We start from the raw sequence: 21,961 nt of genomic DNA on the forward strand, positions 1-21,961 counted from the left end.
CCCGCGCTTCGCGCTCCCGAGGAACCTTTGCGCACATGCGGCCATCATCAGTGGTATGGACCACTGGCCCGAGCATCTGCCGACCACCCAGGCCGCCGTCGACGCCCTGCGCGCCCTCGGCGCCCGCTATGCGCGCGAGATCGAGGTGAGCGACGACATCGGCGCCGACCAGACCTCGCGCCGCAGCTCCGCGGGGATCGGGGTGACCACGGACCCGGACGGCTCCCTGCCGCACGAGGCGTATGTGGAGTTCGGCGGTGTGCCCCGGGTGAGCGTGCGGCTCTACCCCGACGACGACGCGCTGATCACCGTCGAGGGCATCGAGTGCCCCGACATCGCGCGCGACGACGTGCCGGCCTTCCTGCGCTCCGTCTTCGAGGGTCTCGCCCACGTCAGGGCGCGCCGCTTCCCGCCCGGCTACCGTCTGGTCGTCCCGCTGCCCGGAGACCGCACGCACAAGGAGTACGTGCCGATGATCCTGCTCAGCCCGTGGCTGAGCAGGAACGTTCGGTGACCGTTTGGTCCGTTGTCAGCGGGTCCGCTTACTCTCGAACGCATGACTCTGCGTCTGAGCACCGTGATCCTGCCCTACCGCCGCTGGAGCGAAGGCGCCCGCTCGGCCTGGATACGGGCCGAGCAGCTCGGCTTCCACACCGCGTACACCTACGACCACCTGTCCTGGCGCAGCTTCCGCGACGGCCCGTGGTTCGGTGCGATACCGACGCTGACCGCCGCCGCCGGCGTGACCGAGCGGCTGCGCCTGGGCACGCTCGTGACCTCGCCGAACTTCCGGCATCCGGTGACCCTCGCCAAGGAGCTGATCTCCCTCGACGACATCTCCGGCGGCCGGATCACCCTCGGCATAGGCGCGGGCGGCACCGGCTTCGACGCGACCGCCCTGGGCCAGGAGCCGTGGAGCCCGCGCGAGCGCGCCGACCGGCTCGCCGAGTTCGTGCCACTGCTCGACCGGCTGCTCAGCGAGGATGCGGTGACGTACGAGGGCAGGTTCTACTCGGCGGACGAGGCGCGGAACATCCCGGGCTGTGTGCAGCGGCCCCGGCTGCCGTTCGCGGTGGCGGCGACCGGCCCGCGCGGCCTCGGGCTCGCCGCCCGGCACGGGCAGGCATGGGTGACCACGGGCGACCCGAAGCTGTACGAGAACGGCACCCCGGAGCAGTCCGTCCAGGCCCTGCGCGGGCAGCTCGGCAAGCTGGCCGAGGCCTGCGCGGCCGTCGGGCGGGACGTGGCCGAGCTGGACAAGATCCTGCTCACCGGCTTCACCCCGGACCGCTCCGGGCCGCTGCAGTCCCTGGACGCCTTCGTGGACTTCGCCGGGCGCCACCGCGATCTGGGCTTCACCGAGATCGTGATCCACTGGCCCATCCCGGACTCCGACTTCGCCGCGGACGAGAAGGTCTTCGAGCAGATCGCCATGGAGGGGCTCGCTCAACTGGGCTGACCCGGGAGGCCGTCCGGTTCGCCGGTTGCCGTCTGTTCCGCTGAGCGTCATCTGTGTCTCAACTGTGCGGAGTCCCGCACGACCGTGCGGGCATATGCGCGAGAATGGCCGGGTGACCTCAGCGACCAGACAGCCCGGGACCCCTGCCGCCGCCACACCCCCGCGGCTGATCGCCACCGATCTCGACGGCACGCTGCTGCGTGACGACAAGTCGGTCTCCCCGCGGACCGTCGCCGCGCTCGCCGCCGCCGAGGATGCGGGCATCGAGGTCTTCTTCGTCACCGGCCGCCCGGCCCGCTGGATGGGCGTGGTCAGCGATCACGTCCACGGCCACGGCCTGGCGATCTGCGGGAACGGCGCCGCCGTGGTCGACCTGCACGGTGGCCCCGGCGCCCACCGGTTCGTGAAGGTGCGCGAACTGGCCCGCGCCAACGCCCTGGACTCCGTATGCCTGCTGCGCGAGGCGGCGCCCGGCACGGTGTTCGCAATCGAGCAGACCTACGGCTTCCACCAGGAGCCGGACTATCCCCAGTTGCACATGGAGATACCGGACAACCTCCTGCCCGCCGAGCAACTCCTCGCCCCCGACGGCCCGGAAACCGGGCAGCCCGTGCTCAAGATCCTGGCCTATCACCCGGATCTCGACCCCGACGCCTTCCTCACGCTCGCCCGGATCGCGATCGGCGACCGCGCCACCGTCACCCGCTCCAGCCCCAGCGCCCTGCTGGAACTGAGCGGCCCCGACGTCTCCAAGGCCAGCACGCTCGCCCTGTGCTGCGCCGAGCGCGGCATCTCGCACGAGGAGGTCGTGGCCTTCGGTGACATGCCCAACGACCTCGAGATGCTGACCTGGGCCGGCCGGTCGTACGCGATGGGCAACGCCCACCCGGACGTCCTCGCCGCCGCGTCGGGCCGTACGGTCGCCAACAACGAGGACGGTGTGGCGGTCGTGATCGAGCAGTTGCTGGCCGAACGTTTCTAGCGGCCGGCAGGGGTCCGGGCGGCTCAGTGCGGCACCTCCCACACCATCGTCGTCCCGCTGCCGTCCACCCCGATGCCGGGGCCGAGCCGGCTGTCCCCGCCGAGGGGCTCGGCCCGACGTCTCAGATTCCGCAGCCCGCTGCGCCGGCCGCCCTCGGAGATGCCGACGCCGTCGTCCGCGACGGTCAGCCGTACCCCGGGGCGCCCGTCCGGGAGACTGACGGTCGTATCGACCACGACGTCGATGCGGCAGGCTCCGGCATGCCGGAAGGCGTTGGACAGCGCCTCCCGCAGCGCGGCGATCAGGTTCTTGCCGGCCAGGTCGCCGACGATCGTGTCCACGGGGCCGAGAAATCGGTGCGAGGGCTTGAACCCCGGTGGTACGGCGGCCAAGTTGATCTCCCGTAGCACCCGCGTCCGCAGCCCCGACAGTGCCTGCGCCGGGCCCTGCTGCAGCGCGAAGATCGCGGTGCGGATCTCCTGGATGGTGACGTCGAGTTCGTCCACCGCCTTGCCCACGCCCTGCTGCACCTCCGGCACCACGGACCGCCGCTGGGCGCTTCTCCAGCATCAGCCCGGTCGCGAACAGCCGCTGGATGACCAGGCCGTGCAGATCCCGGGCGATGCGGTCGCGGTCCTCGAACACCGCGAGCCGCTCCCGGTCGCGCTGCGCCTCGGCCATCATCAGCGCGAGCGCCGCCTGCGCGGCGAACTGCACGGCCAGCGTGCGCTCGGCCCGGGTGAACGGCCGTCCGCCACGGGTACGCGGAGTGACGAGGGTGCCCAGCACCCGGCCGTCGCTCTGCGGCGGCACCATCATCGTCGGGCCGTAGCCGCTCGCGTACTGCGTCAGCATCCGGGCATCGGTGGCCGCGTCCGTCACGAACACCGCCTTTCCGTCGAGGAGTTCGGCAACAATCCGGCTCTCCGGCGGGACGATCGCGCCGAGCATGCCGGTGGGTTCGTCCGAGGCCACGGCGACGACCTCCAGGCCGCCCTTCTCCGCGGGCAGCAGCACGATTCAGGCCGCCGCTCCCGACAGCCGGCGGGCCTGCTCCGCGACGACCTGAAGGGCCTCGCCGGCATCCCCGCCCGACAGCAGCGCCGTGGTGACGGCCAGGGAGCCGTCGATCCAGCGCTCCCGCTGCATGGCCGCCTCGTACAGCCGGGCGTTGCCGATCGCGATGCCGGCCTCGGCGGCCAGCACCCGGACCATGGTGAGGCCGTCGTCGTTGAACGGCCGGCCGTCGCGCTTCTCGGCCAGGTAGAGGTTGCCGAAGATCTCGCCCTGCACCCGTATCGGGACGCCGAGGAAGCTGCGCATCGGCGGATGGTGCTCGGGGAAGCCGCAGGAGCGCGGGCCCTCGCTCAGGTCGGCCAGCAGGACCGGCTCGGGATCCCTGATGAGCGCGCCGAGGAGCCCCTTGTGCCCGTCCGGGAGCCGGCCGATACGGCGGGCGGTCGCCTCGTCCACCCCCTGGTAGACGAAGTCGGAGAGCCCGTCGCCCTCCTCGGCGACGACCCCGATCGCCGCGTACCGGGCTCCGGCCGGATCGGCAGCGGTCTCACAGATCCGGTCCAGCGTCGAATGCAGCTCCAGCCCGCTGCCCACGGACCGCGTCGCGTCCAGCAGCTGCGGCATGCGCAGGGCGGGCCCGTCGCACGCCCCGTCGTCGGTGGACGGCGGGGGCTGAGCGGACCGTGCGGGGTCGGGCGAGGCTGGGCGCACATGCCTCGAGCGTAATTAGTCCCTTTTATCCGGGGAGCTCAACGTCATCCGAGCCCCTCGCAAGCGCAGGGAACCACTGGCACCCTCACCGCGCCCCACCAGCGACGCCACCTCGTCACCGCGCCCCCACCAGCGACTCCGCCTCCTCCTCCCGCCGCGCCATCGCCCGCAGCGGACCGTCCACCGCCACGAGTTCCGTGTACGTACCGCGCTGCACCACCCGGCCCGCGTCGAGCACGACCACCTCGTCCACCGCATCCAGCCCGGCCAGCCGGTGCGTGATCAGCAGCGTCGTACGGCCCGTGGTGGCGGCCAGCAGATCGGCGGTCAGCGCATCGGCCGTCGGCAGGTCCAGATGCTCGGCGGGCTCGTCGAGGACCAGGACGGGGAAGTCGGCCAGCAGCGCGCGAGCCAGGGCCAGCCGCTGCCGCTGACCGCCGGACAGCCGCGCCCCGTGCTCGCCGACGAGCGTGTCCAGGCCGTCGGGCAGCGATTCCACCCAGTCCAGCAGCCGGGCCCGGGCCAGCGCCCGGCGCAGATCGGCCTCGGTGGCGTCCTTCCGGGCCAGCAGCAGGTTCTCTCGCACCGAGCTGTCGAAGAGATGCGCGTCCTGCGCACACAGTCCGACAAGCCGCCGTACGTCGTCACCCGCCAGCGCACAGGCGTCCACACCGGCGAGCGTGTACGCGCCTTCTCCCGGGTCGAGGAAGCGCAGCAGGACCTGGGCGAGGGTGGTCTTGCCGGAACCGGAGGCCCCGATCACGGCGATCCGGCGGCCCTGGTCCAGGGTGAGGTCGAACCCGGCCAGCGCCTCCCGCCGCTGCCCCTCGTACCGCGCGGCCAGCCCCCTGAGCACCAGCGGGAACGGCGAGGCGGGTACCTGCCGCGGCTGGTCCGGCTCGTGTACGGGCTCCGGGGCGTCCAGGACCTCGTACACCCGCTCCGCGCTCTGCCGCACCCGCTGCCGGTGGCGCACGGCGAGCGGCATGCCCAGGACGGCCTCGAAGGCGGCCAGCGGGGTCAGGACGACCACGGCCATCGCCACGCCGCCGAGCCGCCCCGCGGCCACTGCCTGGGCACCGAAGAGCGCGGTGGCCGCAACCGTCAGGCCGCAGATCAGCGTCGTGAGCCCGTCACCGAGCGCGGTGGCCGTGGCGGCACGCGAGGCGATCCGGGTGAGCGTGCCGTCAGCGCGCCGGGCAGCTTCCGTTCGGGCGGGCAACGCGCCGGCGACGGTCAGCTCGGCGGTGCCGGTCAGCAGATCGGTGACGCGGGTGGCGAGCACTCCCCGCGCGGGCGCAAGCCGCTGCTCGGCCCGGCGGGCCACCGCCGCGGTGACGAGTGGGACACCTGCGCCGGCCGCCACCAGGCCCACCGCGAGTGCGGCCCCGGCCTCGGGCAGCATCCAGGCGGTGAAGCCGACGGAGGCGGCTGAGACGGCGACGGCGACCGACGCGGGCAGCAGCCAGCGCAGCCAGTAGTCCTGAAAGGCGTCCACGTCCGCGACCAGCCGGGTGAGCAGATCACCGCGGCGCGCGGTGCGCAGCCCTGCAGGGGCGAGACGCTCCAGACGCCGATAGACGGCGACCCGCGTGTCCGCCAGCATCCGCAGCACCGCGTCGTGCGATACCAGCCGCTCGGCGTACCGGAAGACGGCCCGCCCGATTCCGAAGGCCCGCGTCGCGGTCACGGCCACCATCAGATACAGCACGGGCGGCTGCTGCGAGGCCCGCGAGATGAGCCAACCGGAGGTTGCCATCAACCCGACGGCACTGCCGAGGGCCAGCGTGCCGAGCAACAACGCGAGCACCAGTCGCCCCCGCTGGGGCCCGGCAAGCCCGCGTACACGGCCCAGCACCCGCCGCGACAGCACAGGAATCCGTTCTGCCGACGCGGCGACAGTCTCTGTCAGGTCACCTTCCCGCCCACCGACTCGAGTGACGGGTGGACGCAGCTGGGGATCCAGAGGGCGGAGCGCCCCCGCAGCGCTGCTCTCACCCAGCCGCACAACCCGATCTGCAACATCCAGCAATGCCGGCCGATGCACAACGAGCAGCACCGTCCGGCCGACAGCAAGCCGCCGTACCGCCGCCACGACCTCCGCCTCGGTCACCCCGTCCAGCGCTGCCGTCGGCTCGTCCAGCAACAGCACAGGCCGGTCGGCGAGGAACGCCCGAGCCAGCGCGAGCCGCTGCCTCTGCCCCGCCGACAGCCCGGCCCCGTCCTCACCGAGCACGGTCTCGGCACCCCCGGGCAGCGCATCGACGAACTCCAGCGCACCCGCGTCCCGCAGGGCCTGCCGTACGGCACCGTCGTCCGCGTCGGGCCGTGCCAGCCGTACGTTCTCCGCGATGGTCCCGGCGTACAGATGCGGGCGCTGCGGCACCCAGGCGATCCGCGCGCGCCACTCCTCCAGGTCGAGACCGGCGAGGTCCACGCCACCGATCCGCACCCCGCCCGCGGCGGGTTCCACAAACCCCAGCAGCACGTTCAGCAGCGTCGTCTTGCCCACACCGCTCGGCCCGACCAGCGCCACGGTCTCGCCGGGCTCGACGGTGAACGACACATCGGTCACCGCACCCGTCGAACGCCCGGGGTAGCGGACGGTGACCCCGTCGAAGGCCACGGCACCCGCGGGCACCGCACCGCTGCCGGAGGCCGGGACCGGCGTCTCCAGCACCGCGAAGATCTCCTCCGCGGCCGCGAGTCCCTCGGCCGCAGCGTGGTACTGCGCCCCGACCTGGCGCAGCGGCAGGTAGGCCTCGGGGGCCAGCACCAGGATCACCAGGCCGACGTACAGGTCCATGTCGCCGTGGACGAGCCGCATGCCGATCGTCACCGCGACCAGCGCCACCGACAGCGTGGCAAGCAGTTCCAGCGCGAAGGAGGAGAGGAAGGCGATCCGCAGGGTCCGCATGGTCGCCTGCCGGTACTCGCCGGTGATCCGGCGAATGGACTCGGCCTGCGCCTTGGCCCGGCCGAACACCTTCAGCGTGGGCAGGCCCGCCACCACGTCCAGGAAGTGGCCGGACAGCCGGGACAGGAGCCGCCACTGACGGTCCGTCCGGGACTGGGTGGCCCAGCCGATCAGCACCATGAAGAGCGGGATGAGCGGCAGGGTGCCGACGATGATCGCCGCCGACACCCAGTCCTCGGTGACGATCCGCGCCAGCACCGCCACCGGCACGACCACCGCGAGGCCCAACTGCGGCAGATAGCGCGAGAAGTAGTCGTCCAGGGCGTCCACTCCACGTGTGGCCAACGTGACCAGCGAGCCGGTCCGCTGACCGCTCAGCCAGCCGGGACCGAGCGCCGGCGCCCGGTCCAGGAGCCGTCCCCGCAGTTCGGACTTCACCGCCGCGCTCGCCCGGTGGGCGGCAAGTTCCGTCAGCCAGGAAACCAGGGCCCGGCCACCGGCGACGGCCACCAACAGCAGCAGGGGAGTGCGCAGTTCCGCGACGGACTGCCCGTACTGGAACGCGCCGACGACGACCTCGGCGATGAGCATCGCCTGGGCGATGACCAGCCCCGCGCCGACGGCTCCCAGGCCGACGACCGCCACAAGGAAGCGCCGGGTGGCGCGGGCGTAGCGCAGCAGACGTGGATCGATTGGTTTCACGTGAAACGTGCCCTTCGGCCCAGAGGGTGTGTTTCACGTGAAACACACCCTCGGCGGACTCAGTGCGCGATATCGGCCGCGATGTGCTGCGTGCCGATCCGCTTGCGGAACACCCAGTAGGTCCAGCCCTGGTAGAGCATGACGAGCGGGGTGGCGATCGCCGCACACCAGGTCATGATCCTCAGGGTGTACGGGCTCGACGAGGCGTTGGTGACCGTCAGGCTCCACTCCCCGTTGAGGGTGGATGGCATGACGTTCGGGAACAGCGACAGGAAGAGCATCGCCACGGCGGCCACGATGGTGACGCCGGACAACGCGAACGACCAGCCCTCTCGTCCGGCCTGATTGGCCACCAGGGCGGCCACCAGGGCGACGACCGCCACGATCAGGGCCACCAGGCTCCTGTCGTTGCCGCTGTGGACCTGCGTCCACAGCAGGAAAGCGAGCGCCACGACGGCGGTGACGAGTCCGACCCACAGGGCGAGCTTCCGTGCCCGTACCCGGATGTCCCCCACGGTCTTGAGCGCGGTGAACACCGCCCCGTGGAAGGTGAAGAGCGTGAGCGTGGCCAGACCGCCGAGCAGGGCGTAGGGGTTGAGCAGATCCCAGACGGTACCGACGTACTCGAAGTGCTGGTCGATCTTCACACCCCCCACGATGTTCCCGAAGGCCACGCCCCACAGGAACGCCGGGATCAGCGAGGTCCAGAAGATCGCGTGCTCCCAGTTGCGCTGCCAGTTCTCCTCGGGCCGCTTCACCCGGTACTCGAAGGCGACGCCCCGGACGATCAGGCAGACCAGGATGACCAGCAAGGGCAGGTAGAAGCCCGAGAAGAGAGTGGCGTACCAATCCGGGAAGGCGGCGAAGGTCGCACCGCCGGCCGAGAGGAGCCACACCTCGTTGCCGTCCCAGACGGGCCCGATGGTGTTGATCAGCACCCGCCGCTCCGGCCGGTTGCGGGCCAGCAGCTTGGTGAGGATCCCGACTCCGAAGTCGAAGCCCTCCAGGAAGAAGTAGCCGGTCCACAGGACGGCGATCAGGACGAACCAGACGTCGTGAAGATGCATGACTGCTCCCCCGGCCTAGTAAGAGAAGGCCATCGGCTTGTCGGCGTCACGGGTGTCGCCGCCGATCTTCGTGGGCGGGTTGAGGTCGGCCTCGGTCAGCTCGGGCGGGCCGGCCTTGACGTACTTCGCCAGAAGCTTGACCTCGACCACGGCGAGGATCGCGTACAGCGACGTGAAGACGATCATCGACGTGAGGATCTCGCCCTGCGAGACGCCGGGGGAGACCGCGTGCCGGGTCTGCAGGACGCCGTAGACGACCCACGGTTGGCGGCCCATCTCGGTGAAGATCCAGCCCCAGGAGTTGGCGATCAGCGGGAAGGCCAGCGTCCAGGTCGCGATGCGCCAGTACCAGGGCGTGAGCTGCGGGCTGAGCGTCTTGTTCTTGAACAGCACCAGGTGCGGCACCTCGTCCTCGCCGACCCGCAGGTGCTTCGGCAGCATGAACTTCTTGCGGGTCAGCCACAGTCCGGCCAGGCCGATCGCGAAGGAACTCATACCGAAGCCGATCATCCAGCGGAACCCCCAGAAGGCCACCGGAATGTTGGGCCGGTAGTCGCCCGGGCCGAACTTCTGCTGCTCCGCCTTGTTGACGTCGTTGATGCCGGGGACGTACGAACTGAAGTCGTCGTTGGCGAGGAAGGACAGCAGGCCCGGGACCTCTATCGCGACGGTGTTGTGGCCCTTCTGCACATCGCCGTAGGCGAAGATCGAGAAGGGAGCCGGCTTCTGGCCGTCCCACAGCGCCTCGGCCGCCGCCATCTTCATCGGCTGCTGCTTGAACATGACCTTGCCGAGGGTGTCGCCGCTGATCGCGGTGAGCAGACCGGCGATGACCACGGTGATCAGGCCGAGCCGCAGCGAGGTCTTCATCTCGCGGATGTGCTTCTTGCGGGCCAGGTGGTAGGCGGCGATACCGACCATGAAGGCGCCACCGGTCAGGAAGGCCGCCGACAGGGTGTGGAAGGCCTGGCTGAGCGCGGTGTTCTGGGTGAGCACGGCCCAGAAGTCGGTCAGCTCGGCGCGCCCTCTGGCCTTGTCGATCTTGTAGCCGACCGGGTGCTGCATCCAGGAGTTGGCGGCGAGGATGAAGTACGCCGACAGGATCGTGCCGATCGAGACCATCCAGATGCAGGCCAGGTGGATCTTCTTGGGCAGCTTGTCCCAGCCGAAGATCCACAGGCCGATGAAGGTGGACTCGAAGAAGAACGCGATCAGCGCCTCGAAGGCGAGCGGCGCACCGAAGATGTCACCGACGAATCGCGAGTAGTCGGACCAGTTCATGCCGAACTGGAACTCCTGCACGATGCCGGTGACCACACCCATGGCGATGTTGATCAGGAAGAGCTTCCCCCAGAACTTGGTCGCCCTGAGGTACTTCTCCTTCTCGGTGCGCACCCAGGCCGTCTGGAGCCCGGCCGTGAGCGCGGCCAAGGAGATCGTCAGCGGTACGAACAGGAAGTGGTAGACGGTGGTGATGCCGAACTGCCAACGCGCCAGAGTCTCCGGCGCCAAAGCCAATTCCACGTCGTCAGCTCCTTACATCGGCGTGGCAAGCGGCAGTCTGTCCCTTTTGTCGCGTACATCACGGGACCAATCGGGACACGCTTGTGAACGCGTTCACATTCACAAGCCATTATGACTCACTGATTGTCGGCCCGACGAGGCGGGGTGCCCCCAGTGCCACAAAGTCAAGACCTTGGCAGCGACTTCAACATCTTGTTGAATTGCGCGCCATGCAGATACGGATTTCCTGGCCAGCGGGAAACATCACCGCGACTCTCGACGACACGCCCACCGCGCAGGCCCTCGCCAAGGCACTGCCGCTCGTCTCCAGCGCCCACACTTGGGGCGAGGAGGTCTATTTCGAAACAGATGTCTCTGTTTCACGTGAAACGGACGCCCGGCAGGTCGTGGAGCCGGGCACCGTGGCCTTCTGGACGGACGGCGACGCGCTCGCCCTCCCCTATGGCCCCACGCCGATCTCGCGAGGCGACGAGTGCCGCCTCGCGAGTCCGTGCAACATCCTGGGGCGCCTCGACTCGGACGCCCGGGCCCTGGCGACCGTACGGGACGGCGATCCCGTCCGCGTGGAACTGGCCGGCCACCAGGACTGACTCCTCGTACCGGGGCTACGGCACCCCCTGCACCAGGGGCTACAGCTCCTTGCGGAACGCCTCCGCCACCTTCAGGAAGATGTCGTTCGCCTCGATCTCACCGACCGTCACCCGCACACCCTCGCCCGGGAACGGCCGGACCACCACTCCGTGCTGCTCACAGGCCTGAGCGAACGCGACCGTACGCTCCCCCAGCCGCATCCAGACGAAGTTGGCCTGCGTCTCCGGCACCGTCCAGCCCTGGGCGCGCAGCGCGTCGACCACGCGCGTGCGCTCGCACACCAGCGAGCCGACCCGGCCCAGCAGTTCGTCCTCGGCCCGCAGTGAGGCGACCGCCGCATCCTGCGCGAGCTGGCTGACGCCGAAGGGCACCGCTGTCTTGCGCAGCGCCGCCGCGACCGGCTCATGGGCGATCGCGAAACCGACGCGCAGTCCGGCGAGCCCGTAGGCCTTGGAGAACGTACGCAGGACACAGACGTTGGGTCGGTTCCGGTACAGCTCGACACCATCGGGCACCTCGGGGTCTCGGATGAACTCCCGGTAGGCCTCGTCCAGCACCACCAGCACATCGCCGGGCACCCGGTCGAGGAACCGCTCCAGCTCGGCACGCCGCACCACCGTGCCGGTCGGGTTGTTGGGGTTGCAGACGAAGATCAGGCGCGTCCGGTCGGTGATCGCGTCCGCCATCGCGTCCAGGTCGTGCACATCGCCGGGCGTGAGCGGCACCTGCACCGACCGGGCACCGCTGATCTGCGTGACGATCGGGTACGCCTCGAAGGACCGCCAGGCGTAGATCACCTCGTCGCCCGGGCCGCTCGTGGCCTGGACGAGCTGCTGGGCGACGCCCACCGAACCGGTACCGGTGGCCAGGTGGGTGTGCGGGACGCCGAAGCGCTCGGACAGCTCGTCCATCAGCCCGGTGCATGCCATGTCCGGGTAGCGGTTGAAGGCACCGACGGCCGCCGTCACGGTCTCCATCACACCCGGCAGCGGCGGGTACGGGTTCTCGTTGGAGGACAGTTTGTAGGCGACCGGCCCCCCGGCCGCAGCGGGCTTGCCCGGCTTGTAGGTGGGGATACCCTCCAGCTCGGCACGCAGCTTCGGGCTCGTCTCGCTCACCGCAGTCCTCCTCGCGACCACCGGCGGACCGTCGACACCGCCGGCTTCCAATACTCCTCACCTTATGAGGATTCGGCTCCGGTGCGTACAGATGCGGGACGGCAAGAGAAGAACCTCGCCTCTCCCACCGGCATCAGGGGCATCCCCACATGAAGGCGTACGTTTCAGGGGGCGCGCCGTACATATATCTATGCGCCGGTGGCTCACGCCGTGGCGCGCGTCACCCGTGCAGGTGAGTTGAGACCTCTTCGAGACATCGGACACTCGGCAGGTCCATCCGCATCACCACGTCACGTCTCACCACTGGATCGTTCAACTGTCTTTCTTTCTTAGGCAGTTGACCCTGCATGACCTTGCAGAAACGTGCCTGTCAATGCGTGCATATGCGTCCGCACTACCCCACCGCATGAGCCCTACTATCGGCTCGCCATGACAGCAGCAGGGAAGCACCAGGTGAGCCGCGCGGAAACCTCACGTCGAGGCAGTCGGCCAGGCCGGGCGGGCATCAGAGACGTTGCCGCCGCAGCCGGGGTCTCCATCACGACCGTCTCCGACGCCCTCAACGGCAAGGGCCGGCTCCCGGATGCCACCCGGCGCCACGTCCGCGAGGTCGCCGACCGGCTGGGATACCGTCCTTCGGCCGCCGCCCGCACCCTCCGTACCGGCAAGTCGGGTCTGATCGGCCTGACCGTGACGACGTACGGGGATGAACCTTTCACCTTCACTGAGTTCGCGTACTTCGCGGAGATGGCCCGGGCCGCCACCTCGGCCGCGCTCGCCCGCGGCTACGCCCTCGTCATCCTGCCCGCGACCTCCCGCCACGACGTGTGGTCCAACGTCGCGCTCGATGGCACCGTCGTCATCGACCCCTCCGACCAGGACCCGGTGGTCAGCGAGCTGGTCCGGCAGGGGCTGCCCGTCGTCTCGGACGGCCGGCCGGCCGGCGCACTGCCCGTCACCGCATGGGTCGACAACGACCACGAGGCCGCCGTGCTCGGCATCCTCGACCACCTCGCCGATGCCGGCGCCCGCCGTATCGGACTGCTCACGGGCACCTCGACGGACACGTACACACATCTGTCGACCACGGCCTACCTGCGCTGGTGCGAACGGGTCGACCAGGACCCCGTCTACGAGGCCTACCCGGCGCACGACCCGTGTGCGGGCGCCGTCGCCGCCGACCGGCTGCTGGCCCGCCCCGACCGGCCCGACGCGGTCTACGGCCTGTTCGACCCCAACGGCACCGACCTGCTCGCCGCCGCCCGCCGCTACGGGCTGCGTGTCCCCGACGACCTGTTGCTGGTGTGCTGCAGCGAGTCCACGGTGTACGCCAGCACGGAGCCACCCATCACCACGCTCTCGCTGAAGCCCCGCCGCATCGGCACCGCGGTGGTCCAACTCCTGATCGACGCGATCGAGGGCGTCGAGTCGGATCATCCGGTCGAGCAGGTGATACCGACCGAGCTGATCGTGCGCACCTCCTCCCAGCGGCGCCCCCCGCGTACGACGGTCAGCCCGCCGCGGTCACCGGACTAGACACAGCACCGGAGGGGAAGCCAGAAAAGGAGAGTACGGGGTGCTCACCCCGTACTCTCGGGTCCGGTGGCGTGGACCCGGCGGGGCCGCGGCCGGTCGGCCGGAGTTCCGGCAGGTCCGAACCAGGCCGAACTCCTGCCCAAATCGGGCGAAAGCCGCGGTGAACTGGAGTCCTGTTCCGATTCACCACCCCTGGGTCATCACACGGCGCGACGCGCATTCCTATGATGGGCCCACGACACCGCGGACCGCTGCGACCAGGCAGTCCGAAGAGGTGCAGCTGCGGCGCGATGGTGGAGGGGTCTGATGACTCAGGGGGCCGGTCAGGGACCCGAGGTGGAGCGGACGGCGACGTTGCGCGACTTCCGGGTACCGGCGTACGTCCACGAGACCGGTCCGTACGTTCCCAGCGCCCACCCGGGAGACGCCGTGCCGCCCGCCGACGAGGCGTACCCCGAGGGCTACACGCCCACGCAGCGCGACCTTCCGGTCGTCAGCCGGACCGAGACCGACCAGGTGCACGTCGAACCGGCGCCCGCGGCCCCGGTGCCGCAGCCCGCGACCGGCCCCGGACCGCTGTTCGTCGTCGGAGACGTCCACGGATACCTCGACGAACTGGTGACCGCCCTGCAGGAGCAGGAGCTGATCGACGCCTCGGGCCAGTGGTGCGCGGGGACCACCCGGCTGTGGTTCCTCGGCGACTTCACCGACCGCGGACCCGACGGCATCGGCGTCATCGACCTCGTGATGCGGCTGTCCGCCGAGGCCGCCGCGGCCGGCGGCTACTGCAAGGCCCTCATGGGCAACCACGAGCTGCTGCTGCTCGGTGCCAAGCGGTTCGGTGACACCCCCGTCAACTCCGGTGCGGGCACCGCCACCTTCCAGGCGGCCTGGCTGCTCAACGGCGGCCAGAAGACCGACATGGACCGCCTCCAGGACCACCATCTGCAGTGGATGGCACGCCTCGACGCCGTCGAGGAGGTCGACGGGTATCTGCTCGTGCACTCGGACACCACTGCCTATCTCGACTACGGCGACTCCATCGAGGCGGTCAACGACACCGTCCGCGAGACCCTCACCCGCAACGACGCGGACGAGTGCTGGGATCTGTTCCGCAAGTTCACCAAGCGGTTCTCCTTCCGCGACGAGGGTGGTGCAGACGCCGTCCGTTCCCTCCTCGATACGTACGGCGGCACCCGTATCGTTCACGGCCACAGCCCGATTCCCTATCTCCTCGGCGAGGTCGGCTCCGAGGACGACGAGGAGGGCAGCGGCCCGGTCGTGGAGGGACCGCATGTGTACGCCGACGGGCTCGCCATCGCCATGGACGGCGGTGTGACCATGGCCGGAAAGCTGCTGGTCCAGCAACTTCCGCTGGATAACTGACCGTTCCCAGGGAAGACGTCCACCCGGTGACGTACGCGCAGGCCGGGACGGAATTTCCGCAACCCCCTGTCACCGCGTGCCGTCACGGCTCTACCATCGGCTTATCCGTAGCAGGCTCCCCTCCGTTTCTGCCCGACGGCTCGCCGGCGTGCGAGCCCCAAGCCCTACGGAGCATCGGGGGATGCACATGAACAGCGTTCCGCAGCACCTGCTGAGCGAGGACCGCCAGGAATTCGAGCGGCTCCTCGATGAGGCGCTGCGCTCCGCACCACACCGACCGGAACTGGCCGCCGTCGGACAGCGGCTGAACTCCGAACAACTGCGCACCATGGCGCTCAACGCCACTGCCCTGATCGCGGAGGCCGCGGCGGCCGAGTACCAGCAGTACGTGAGAGTCCGCGAGGAGCTGCGCCACCCGGCGATGACCCCTGCGGTCGGCGGCACCGGCTCCGCGGAAGCGGCCCCGGACCGGGATCCGAAGGCGGCCGGGCTCACCGCCACGCTCGGCGAGGCGCCCGAGAACACCGGCGCGGGCGCCGTCGCGGTCGTCGCCGTGCTGGCGCCCGTCCTCTCCGGTACCGCCGCGGCGATCTTCCTGCTCATCGGCTACATCCTGAAGACGCTGAACCCCGGACAGACCTTCGCCCGGACCATGCTCACCGCCGGATGGGTGTTCGGCGCGGTGACCGTGGCCGCGGTCCTCGTCGCCGCCGTCGGGCTGCTCCTCACCGCCCTGCGCAACAGCGGCTCGGGACAGGCCCAGGCGCTGGACGCGGCACACCGGGAGCTGGACAGGGCCAGAGAGGCCTGGCGGGACGCCCTGCTGGAGCGCGGCATCCTGCCATTTCTGCGGGAGGCACTGGCCGCGCCCGGACCCGCCCCCGCGCGCCTGCGTACAACCCCGCCCGCCCCGACCGGCCGTATGCCCCGCCTGGGCTACGACCGCCCCGGCTTCAGCAGTCCCGACGACGGCGGCACCGGGACCGACCGCCCGAGCTTCACCAGCCCGGACTACACGAGCCCGGACTTCGGCGGCCCGGAGCACCAACCCGAGTGATCCCACCGCCGCCGATGCCCGAGTGACCCGACGGCGGCTCGGACACGGCTCACGCCCAGGCGGGCGCGGGCCCGACCCGGTGGCCACCGGCCTCGCGCCGCCCTCTCGGTCGGCCGCGCCTGCGCCGTGGCCTGCCGCACCGGCGTCCTCAACAGGCCGCCCGGCACGGCAGGTTCACGGCGTCCGGCCCGCCCGGCCGCTGCCGGTCAGGACCAGCGGCTGAACGCGGCGACGCCCAGACCGGCGCCGGCCGCATGGCGCAGCACCCCGAGCGGCCCGTCCAGCAGGTCCTCCGCGGTGAACTGTGGAGCATCGCCCATGCCGGTCAGCCAGTCGCCGATCCGTCTCAGCACCCTGGCACGACGCTCGCCCTCGATCCCCAGCGCCCGCTCGGCGTCGGGCAGGGCGGCACGGACACCGTCGGCGGTGAGCAGGAAGTCGCCGAACCAGCCCGGCAGGAGAGCGGCCGCCGCGGCTCCCAGGCCGTAGTGCAGCGCGGCAGCCGGACTCGCCCTGCGCACGACCGCACAGAACACCCCGTCGGCCCCCTCTGCCGGCATCAGCGCCCGGCTCGCGTCCCGTATCGCTCCCGTCGCGGCGGTGTCCGGGTTGGCTCCGTGGACGAAGTCCGCGAACCGCCTTCCTGTCGCCGTGGAACTCAGTACCTCCAGGTCGTTCCCGCCCCGAACGAAGAAGGGCTCGTCGTCACAGCCCCCGCGCCACCAGGCCAGTGTCTGCGCGAATCCGTCCGGCTTGCGGACGTCTTCCTCGGCCACCAGATGTACGTACTCCCCTGGCAGTGACACCGCGGTCCGGTCGGGTACGGCACCGACCACCCACACACCGGTCGCACTCATCCACGGCTCACAGAATCCGCAGGCCCGGAAGATACACGCACACCACCACGACGGAGACCGGCTTCCCGGACGCCGAGCGGCCCAGCCAGACCGGCCACGCCCCGTCCCCACCCGTGGCGAAGTGGATGAGGTCACCGCCGGTCGCGCTGTCCGAAATACGTACGTAGTGGCTGTCGGCGATCCTCTCCCCGGCGTCCTCCTGTCCGTCCGTGCTGAAGCGCCGGTACCTGTCCGCGAGCACATCCCAGGCGGCGGAGTCGGCGAAGCTGCCCAGGGCGGCATCGGTGGGAAAGCCGTAGGCCTCGCGGTCCCCCAGCAGCCTGGGATCCTCGCCCTCGGCCAGTGCCAACTCCCAGGTGGCCGCCGGTTCCGGGTCGATCAGGAGCCGGACGGCGGCGCTCTCCTCGGTCGGGAAGACCTCGCCTTCGTACTCCAGCTCGTAGCCGAGTACGGCCTCCTGCAGCGGATACGCGCCCGGCGGAATCCGCTCCAGCAGCTCTCGTTGCCCTCCCTCGCCCGCCGTCAGCGGGCAGGCGACGGCGAGTCTGCCGCTGGGTACCCTCAGCACCCCGATCTCCCGCACGGTCTCGACGGTCATCTGCGCCTCGTCCTGCGTCGCCAGCCGTGTACCGGGCCGGAACAGCTCGCTCGGGTGCGGCGGCGCCGCCGGGCGCGGCGGCAGCCAGAGGGCCGCAGCCGCGGACGCGGCTTGCACCTCGGCGGCCTCCGGGCCGTCCCCGTGCCTGCCGCGCAGCCGGCTCGGATTGGAGCGGGCCTGCGACGCCTCGTACGCCGAACTCCGCTCTGTCCCTCCGGCGGTCCGCCTCCGGGACGTCCGCGCGCCCGTGCCGCGACGGGCCCAGGGCGCCCTGCGGCTCGACCGCCGTTCTCCCTGCGCCGTTCGGTTCGAGATCCGTCGTCGTACGCCAGACGTCCTTCGCGAACTCGGCCTGCTCCGGGGAGTCGTACCGCCACTCTCCCCGGTGACGCAGGAACAGGCGCCCCGGTTCGATCAGGCGCCAGTCCAGTTCCTGGGTGCGGCGACCCTGCTCGTCGTAGGCCCACACGCCCACGTAGTGGTGGTCGGCCCAGGCCACCAGGTGCACCTCGACCGGTACGGCCCGTCCCGGCAGCCGATGCACCATCACATACGGCTGTTCTGCCCGGTCCCGTGCCTCGGCCTCGGCACGCGAGAGCGGTTCCCGCGCATCGCACGAGGACAGGTCCCACCCCTTCGCGTACGACACCAGCACGGTGCGTCCGTCGTCCACCATTCCAATCCCCCTCCACGCCCGTCAGGTTGCTGCGCCGGAGCGAACCGTAGCGTCCACCTCCGACAACGGACCGGGGACCGGGCGGCAGGCGTCGGAACACCTGTGAGCGCGGCCCCGGGCGGTGCTCATGCCTGCCCACCTGCGAGCACCACCCGGGGGCGAGGCGTCAGTCGGCGATCGGCAGGTACACCCTGTTCCCGCTCGCCGCGAACTCCTTCGACTTCTGGGCCATGCCCTCCTCGATCTCGACCCGGCTGCCTCCGTGCTCACGGCGGATGTCCTGCGAGATCTTCATGCTGCAGAACTTCGGCCCGCACATGGAGCAGAAGTGGGCCGTCTTCGCGGGCTCGGCCGGCAGCGTCTCGTCGTGGAACTCCCGTGCCGTGTCCGGGTCCAGAGCGAGGTTGAACTGGTCCTCCCACCGGAACTCGAACCGGGCGTCGGACAGCGCGTCGTCCCACTCCTGCGCGCCCGGGTGCCCCTTGGCGAGGTCGGCCGCGTGGGCAGCGATCTTGTAGGTGATCACGCCGGTCTTGACGTCGTCCCGGTTGGGCAGACCCAGGTGCTCCTTGGGCGTGACGTAGCAGAGCATCGCCGTGCCCCACCAGGCGATCATCGCGGCACCGATGCCGGAAGTGATGTGGTCGTACGCCGGCGCGACGTCCGTGGTCAGCGGGCCGAGCGTATAGAACGGAGCTTCATCGCAGATCTCCTGCTGAAGGTCGATGTTCTCCTTGATCTTGTGCATCGGGACGTGGCCCGGGCCCTCGATCATCGTCTGTACATTGAAACGCCTGGCGATCCGGTTGAGTTCCCCGAGAGTTCGCAATTCCGCGAACTGTGCCTCGTCGTTGGCATCCGCGATCGAACCCGGCCTGAGACCGTCGCCCAGCGAGTACGTGACGTCGTAGGCCGCGAGGATCTCGCACAGCTCCTCGAAGTTCTCGTAGAGGAACGACTCCTTGTGGTGCGCCAGGCACCACGCGGCCATGATCGAGCCGCCGCGCGAGACGATGCCGGTCTTGCGATTGGCGGTGAGCGGCACGTACGGCAGCCGGACGCCCGCGTGGACGGTCATGTAGTCCACGCCCTGCTCGGCCTGCTCGATGACCGTGTCCTTGTAGATCTCCCAGGTCAGCTCCTCGGCTCTGCCGTCGACCTTCTCCAGGGCCTGGTAGAGCGGCACCGTGCCGATGGGGACGGGGGAGTTGCGCAGCACCCACTCGCGGGTCGTGTGGATGTTGCGGCCGGTGGACAGGTCCATGACGGTGTCAGCGCCCCACCGGGTCGCCCAGGTCATCTTCTCCACCTCCTCCTCGATGGAGGAGGTCACCGCGGAGTTGCCGATGTTGGCGTTGACCTTCACCAGGAACCGCTTGCCGATGATCATCGGCTCGATCTCCGGGTGGTTGACGTTGGCAGGCAGCACCGCGCGGCCCGCCGCGATTTCCTCGCGGACCACCTCGGGGGAGACGTTCTCCCGAATGGCCACGTACTCCATCTCCGGCGTGATCTCGCCCCGGCGCGCATACGTGAGCTGCGTCACCGCCTCGCCGCTGCGGCCTCGGCGCGGCTGGCGCGGCCGTCCGGGGAAGACCGCATCCAGGTTGCGCAGCCCGCCGCGGGGCGAGGTGTGCTTGATCCCGTCGTCCTCGGGACGGACGGGTCGGCCCGCGTACTCCTCGGTGTCGCCGCGGCCGATGATCCAGTTCTCCCGCAGCGGCGCCAGGCCCCTGCGGACGTCGGTGTCGACGAGTGGATCGGTGTACGGGCCCGATGTGTCGTACAGCGTGACCGACTGCCCGTTGGTGAGGTGCACCTGGCGGACCGGCACGCGCAGGTCGGGGCGTGAACCCTCGACATACGCCTTGTGCCAGCCGATGGACTTCCCGGTCTCCTGGGACTTCTCGTCCTGGGCGGAGACAGGCGTGCGTGCGTCCTTGTTGGTCATGAGACCTACTCCCTACGCCGGCATTACCCGGTAACAGGTTCGGCGGTCGACGCAGCGGTTTCCGTCTGCCGGTGCTTCCTGTGGAACATCCTTCGTTCCACGTGAAACATCGCGTCTACGGAGGTCAGCGCCCTCTCAGCCCGGTGCTCCGAGCTCCCGCGTGTGCAAAGGTGCCTCCACGCTAGCGTCATATGTGGCGCGGTGAACAGTGGGCCCTCGGCCGTTCTTGCGATGATCTGGCGGTGACCAGGATGGAGCAGTACCCGTACCAACCGCCCGAGCCGCGCCACCCGGACGGCACGGGGCGGGGCGACGGCTACGACCAAACCGGCGCTGTCCCACGCCCCGGGTACGTCCCTGAGCAGGGGTCCGGGCAGAACGACGGCCTCCCTCACGGTCATGGGCCCGGACACCCCCACAACCACGACCACGACCACGAGCCCGCACGCCCGCGCGGCCAGGAGCACGAAAGCTCGCACGGCCACGGGAACGGCCACTTGCACGGCCACAGCCACAGCCACGGGCCCGCCGCTCCCGTCTCCAAGCACCTGCGCAAGGTCATCGCCGCGATCCTGGTCCCGTTCACCGCGGCCGTGGTGGTCGGCCTGGTGGTGCTGTGGCCCGGGGGAGCCCCGCCCCACAAGCGCACCGGCGTCGGCTTCGACCGCCAGACGCAGCAGGCCACGGTCACCAAGGTTGTCGAGGTGAGCTGCAAGTCGGTGAACGCCTCCGGCGAATCCCCGACCGGCGACACCTCCACCGCCGAGGGCAGCTCGGCACAGCAGCAGGCGGACGGAGCGTGCAAGAAGGCGACCGTCCGGGTCGACACCGGCAAGGACCAGGGCCGTACGTTCATCGAGATCGTGCAGCCGGACCAGCCTCGGCAACTGCACCAGGGCGAGAAGGTCGTGGTCGCCTATGAGCCCTCCGCGCCCAAGGACCTGCAGTACTCGGTGACCGATGTGAACCGGCAGTTCCCCATGGCTCTGCTCGCGGGGATCTTCGCGCTCGCCGTCGTGGTGGTGGGCCGGTTGCGCGGGGTCATGGCACTCGTCGCCCTGGCCGTGAGCTTCCTGGTACTGACCCTGTTCATCCTGCCCGCCGTTCTGCAGGGCTCGAACCCGCTGCTCGTGGCGGTGGTCGGGTCGAGTGCCATCATGCTGATCGCCCTGTACATGTGCCACGGCCTGTCGGCGCGCACCTCGGTGGCGGTGCTCGGCACTCTGGTCTCGCTGTCGCTGATCGGCTTGCTCGGCTCACTGTTCATCGGCTGGGCCGCCCTGACCGGCAACACGGACGACAACACCGGCCTGATCCACGGCCTGTATCCGTCGATCGACATGAGCGGTCTGCTGCTCGCCGGCGTCATCATCGGCTCGCTCGGCGTCCTGGACGACGTGACCGTGACGCAGACCTCGGCCGTCTGGGAACTGCACGAGGCCAACCCCTCGATGGGCCGGCGTGAGCTGTACCGGGCCGGCATCCGCATCGGCCGCGATCACATCGCGTCCGTGGTCAACACCCTCGTCCTCGCCTATGCCGGCGCGGCACTGCCGTTGCTGCTGCTGTTCTCGATCGCGCAGAGCAGCGTCGGGACCGTGGCCAACAGCGAGCTGGTCGCCGAGGAGATCGTGCGCACGCTGGTGGGCTCGATCGGTCTGGTCGCCTCGGTCCCTGTCACCACCGCGCTCGCCGCCCTGGTGGTCTCGGCAGACCGGCCCGGACCGGACTCCCCGGCCCGTGCCCGCGCCGGTGCTCAGCCCGTCCCGGCACGCGGCGGCCGGGGCCGACGGCGTAAGCGGTAACCGGTAA

General features: G+C 70.3%; 15 protein-coding genes and 1 pseudogene. 8 read left to right on the forward strand and 8 right to left on the reverse strand.

Translation table 11 applies throughout. The features are described from left to right. The first annotated feature begins 55 nt into the window (after nt 1-55). The 3 genes from GQF42_RS22545 (at nt 56) to GQF42_RS22555 (ending at nt 2,441) form a co-directional block, all read left to right on the forward strand. Nucleotides 56-514: a hypothetical protein gene (locus GQF42_RS22545; protein ID WP_158922633.1), complete on the forward strand. Its 459-nt coding sequence runs from the start codon at nt 56-58 to the stop codon at nt 512-514. 42 nt (nt 515-556) lie between these two features. Further along, nucleotides 557-1,459: an LLM class flavin-dependent oxidoreductase gene (locus GQF42_RS22550; RefSeq protein ID WP_158922635.1), complete on the forward strand. Its 903-nt coding sequence runs from the start codon at nt 557-559 to the stop codon at nt 1,457-1,459. 94 nt (nt 1,460-1,553) lie between these two features. Next, nucleotides 1,554-2,441, forward strand: a complete 888-nt coding sequence (locus GQF42_RS22555; RefSeq protein ID WP_199272757.1) for an HAD-IIB family hydrolase — start codon at nt 1,554-1,556, stop codon at nt 2,439-2,441. Between the two features lie 23 nt (nt 2,442-2,464). On the opposite strand, the pseudogene GQF42_RS22560 reads toward GQF42_RS22555, so the two are convergent. From GQF42_RS22560 to GQF42_RS22575, 4 genes and pseudogenes are all read right to left on the reverse strand, one after another. Beyond that, nucleotides 2,465-4,082 (reverse strand): annotated as a pseudogene (locus GQF42_RS22560) (sensor histidine kinase). Nucleotides 4,083-4,284: 202 nt separating this feature from the next. Next, complete coding sequence (gene cydD / locus GQF42_RS22565; protein ID WP_158922639.1) at nt 4,285-7,788, reverse strand: thiol reductant ABC exporter subunit CydD; 3,504 nt, start codon at nt 7,786-7,788, stop codon at nt 4,285-4,287. A 59-nt stretch (nt 7,789-7,847) separates the two neighbouring features. Further along, complete coding sequence (gene cydB, locus GQF42_RS22570) at nt 7,848-8,855, reverse strand: cytochrome d ubiquinol oxidase subunit II (protein WP_158922641.1); 1,008 nt, start codon at nt 8,853-8,855, stop codon at nt 7,848-7,850. 15 nt (nt 8,856-8,870) lie between these two features. Then, nucleotides 8,871-10,379, reverse strand: a complete 1,509-nt coding sequence (locus GQF42_RS22575; RefSeq protein WP_158922643.1) for a cytochrome ubiquinol oxidase subunit I — start codon at nt 10,377-10,379, stop codon at nt 8,871-8,873. Between the two features lie 209 nt (nt 10,380-10,588). Here GQF42_RS22575 and GQF42_RS22580 point away from each other — a divergent pair, with 209 nt between their 5' ends. Next, complete coding sequence (locus GQF42_RS22580; protein ID WP_158922645.1) at nt 10,589-10,969, forward strand: cyclophilin-like fold protein; 381 nt, start codon at nt 10,589-10,591, stop codon at nt 10,967-10,969. Nucleotides 10,970-11,008: 39 nt separating this feature from the next. On the opposite strand, the gene hisC is transcribed toward GQF42_RS22580, so the two are convergent. Continuing rightward, entirely contained in the window at nt 11,009-12,088 is a 1,080-nt protein-coding gene (gene hisC, locus GQF42_RS22585; RefSeq protein WP_158922647.1) for a histidinol-phosphate transaminase, read from the reverse strand. A 429-nt stretch (nt 12,089-12,517) separates the two neighbouring features. On the opposite strand from hisC, the gene GQF42_RS22590 reads away from it, so the two are divergent. From GQF42_RS22590 to GQF42_RS22600, 3 genes are all read left to right on the forward strand, one after another. Next, the gene (locus GQF42_RS22590; protein WP_158922649.1) at nt 12,518-13,624 is read left to right on the forward strand and encodes a LacI family DNA-binding transcriptional regulator; all 1,107 of its coding nucleotides are present in this window, start codon (nt 12,518-12,520) and stop codon (nt 13,622-13,624) included. Nucleotides 13,625-13,930: 306 nt separating this feature from the next. After that, nucleotides 13,931-15,010, forward strand: a complete 1,080-nt coding sequence (locus GQF42_RS22595; RefSeq protein ID WP_158922651.1) for a metallophosphoesterase — start codon at nt 13,931-13,933, stop codon at nt 15,008-15,010. Between the two features lie 181 nt (nt 15,011-15,191). Beyond that, nucleotides 15,192-16,067 carry a hypothetical protein gene (locus GQF42_RS22600; protein WP_158922653.1) on the forward strand — a complete coding sequence of 292 codons (876 nt, stop codon included), beginning with the start codon at nt 15,192-15,194 and terminating at the stop codon, nt 16,065-16,067. Nucleotides 16,068-16,273: 206 nt separating this feature from the next. Here GQF42_RS22600 and GQF42_RS22605 read toward each other — a convergent pair whose 3' ends face one another. From GQF42_RS22605 to thiC, 3 genes are all read right to left on the reverse strand, one after another. Beyond that, nucleotides 16,274-16,924 (reverse strand): hypothetical protein, encoded by a 651-nt coding sequence (locus GQF42_RS22605; RefSeq protein ID WP_158922655.1) that lies wholly within the window; start codon nt 16,922-16,924, stop codon nt 16,274-16,276. 7 nt (nt 16,925-16,931) lie between these two features. Beyond that, nucleotides 16,932-17,639, reverse strand: a complete 708-nt coding sequence (locus GQF42_RS22610; protein WP_158922657.1) for a DUF4241 domain-containing protein — start codon at nt 17,637-17,639, stop codon at nt 16,932-16,934. A gap of 725 nt (nt 17,640-18,364) precedes the next feature. Further along, complete coding sequence (thiC, locus tag GQF42_RS22615) at nt 18,365-20,149, reverse strand: phosphomethylpyrimidine synthase ThiC (RefSeq protein WP_158922659.1); 1,785 nt, start codon at nt 20,147-20,149, stop codon at nt 18,365-18,367. Nucleotides 20,150-20,400: 251 nt separating this feature from the next. Between thiC and GQF42_RS22620 the strand changes: the two genes are divergently transcribed. Beyond that, a complete protein-coding gene (locus GQF42_RS22620) occupies nt 20,401-21,954 on the forward strand; it encodes a YibE/F family protein (protein ID WP_158930448.1) in 1,554 nt (517 codons plus the stop codon). Nucleotides 21,955-21,961: the final 7 nt, after the last annotated feature.

It is taken from the genome of Streptomyces broussonetiae (genome assembly GCF_009796285.1).
In the GTDB taxonomy this organism is placed as follows: domain Bacteria; phylum Actinomycetota; class Actinomycetes; order Streptomycetales; family Streptomycetaceae; genus Streptomyces; species Streptomyces broussonetiae.

What these genes read in the sequence shown, in the direction of transcription:
- GQF42_RS22545 (WP_158922633.1), top strand. Translation starts at nt 56, where the DNA reads ATGGACCACTGGCCCGAGCATCTGCCGACCACCCAGGCCGCCGTCGAC.
- GQF42_RS22550 (WP_158922635.1), top strand. Translation starts at nt 557, where the DNA reads ATGACTCTGCGTCTGAGCACCGTGATCCTGCCCTACCGCCGCTGGAGC.
- GQF42_RS22555 (WP_199272757.1), top strand. Translation starts at nt 1,554, where the DNA reads ATGCGCGAGAATGGCCGGGTGACCTCAGCGACCAGACAGCCCGGGACC.
- cydB (WP_158922641.1), bottom strand. Translation starts at nt 8,855, where the DNA reads ATGCATCTTCACGACGTCTGGTTCGTCCTGATCGCCGTCCTGTGGACC.
- GQF42_RS22580 (WP_158922645.1), top strand. Translation starts at nt 10,589, where the DNA reads ATGCAGATACGGATTTCCTGGCCAGCGGGAAACATCACCGCGACTCTC.
- GQF42_RS22590 (WP_158922649.1), top strand. Translation starts at nt 12,518, where the DNA reads ATGACAGCAGCAGGGAAGCACCAGGTGAGCCGCGCGGAAACCTCACGT.
- GQF42_RS22595 (WP_158922651.1), top strand. Translation starts at nt 13,931, where the DNA reads ATGACTCAGGGGGCCGGTCAGGGACCCGAGGTGGAGCGGACGGCGACG.
- GQF42_RS22600 (WP_158922653.1), top strand. Translation starts at nt 15,192, where the DNA reads ATGCACATGAACAGCGTTCCGCAGCACCTGCTGAGCGAGGACCGCCAG.
- GQF42_RS22605 (WP_158922655.1), bottom strand. Translation starts at nt 16,924, where the DNA reads ATGAGTGCGACCGGTGTGTGGGTGGTCGGTGCCGTACCCGACCGGACC.
- thiC (WP_158922659.1), bottom strand. Translation starts at nt 20,149, where the DNA reads ATGACCAACAAGGACGCACGCACGCCTGTCTCCGCCCAGGACGAGAAG.
- GQF42_RS22620 (WP_158930448.1), top strand. Translation starts at nt 20,401, where the DNA reads ATGGAGCAGTACCCGTACCAACCGCCCGAGCCGCGCCACCCGGACGGC.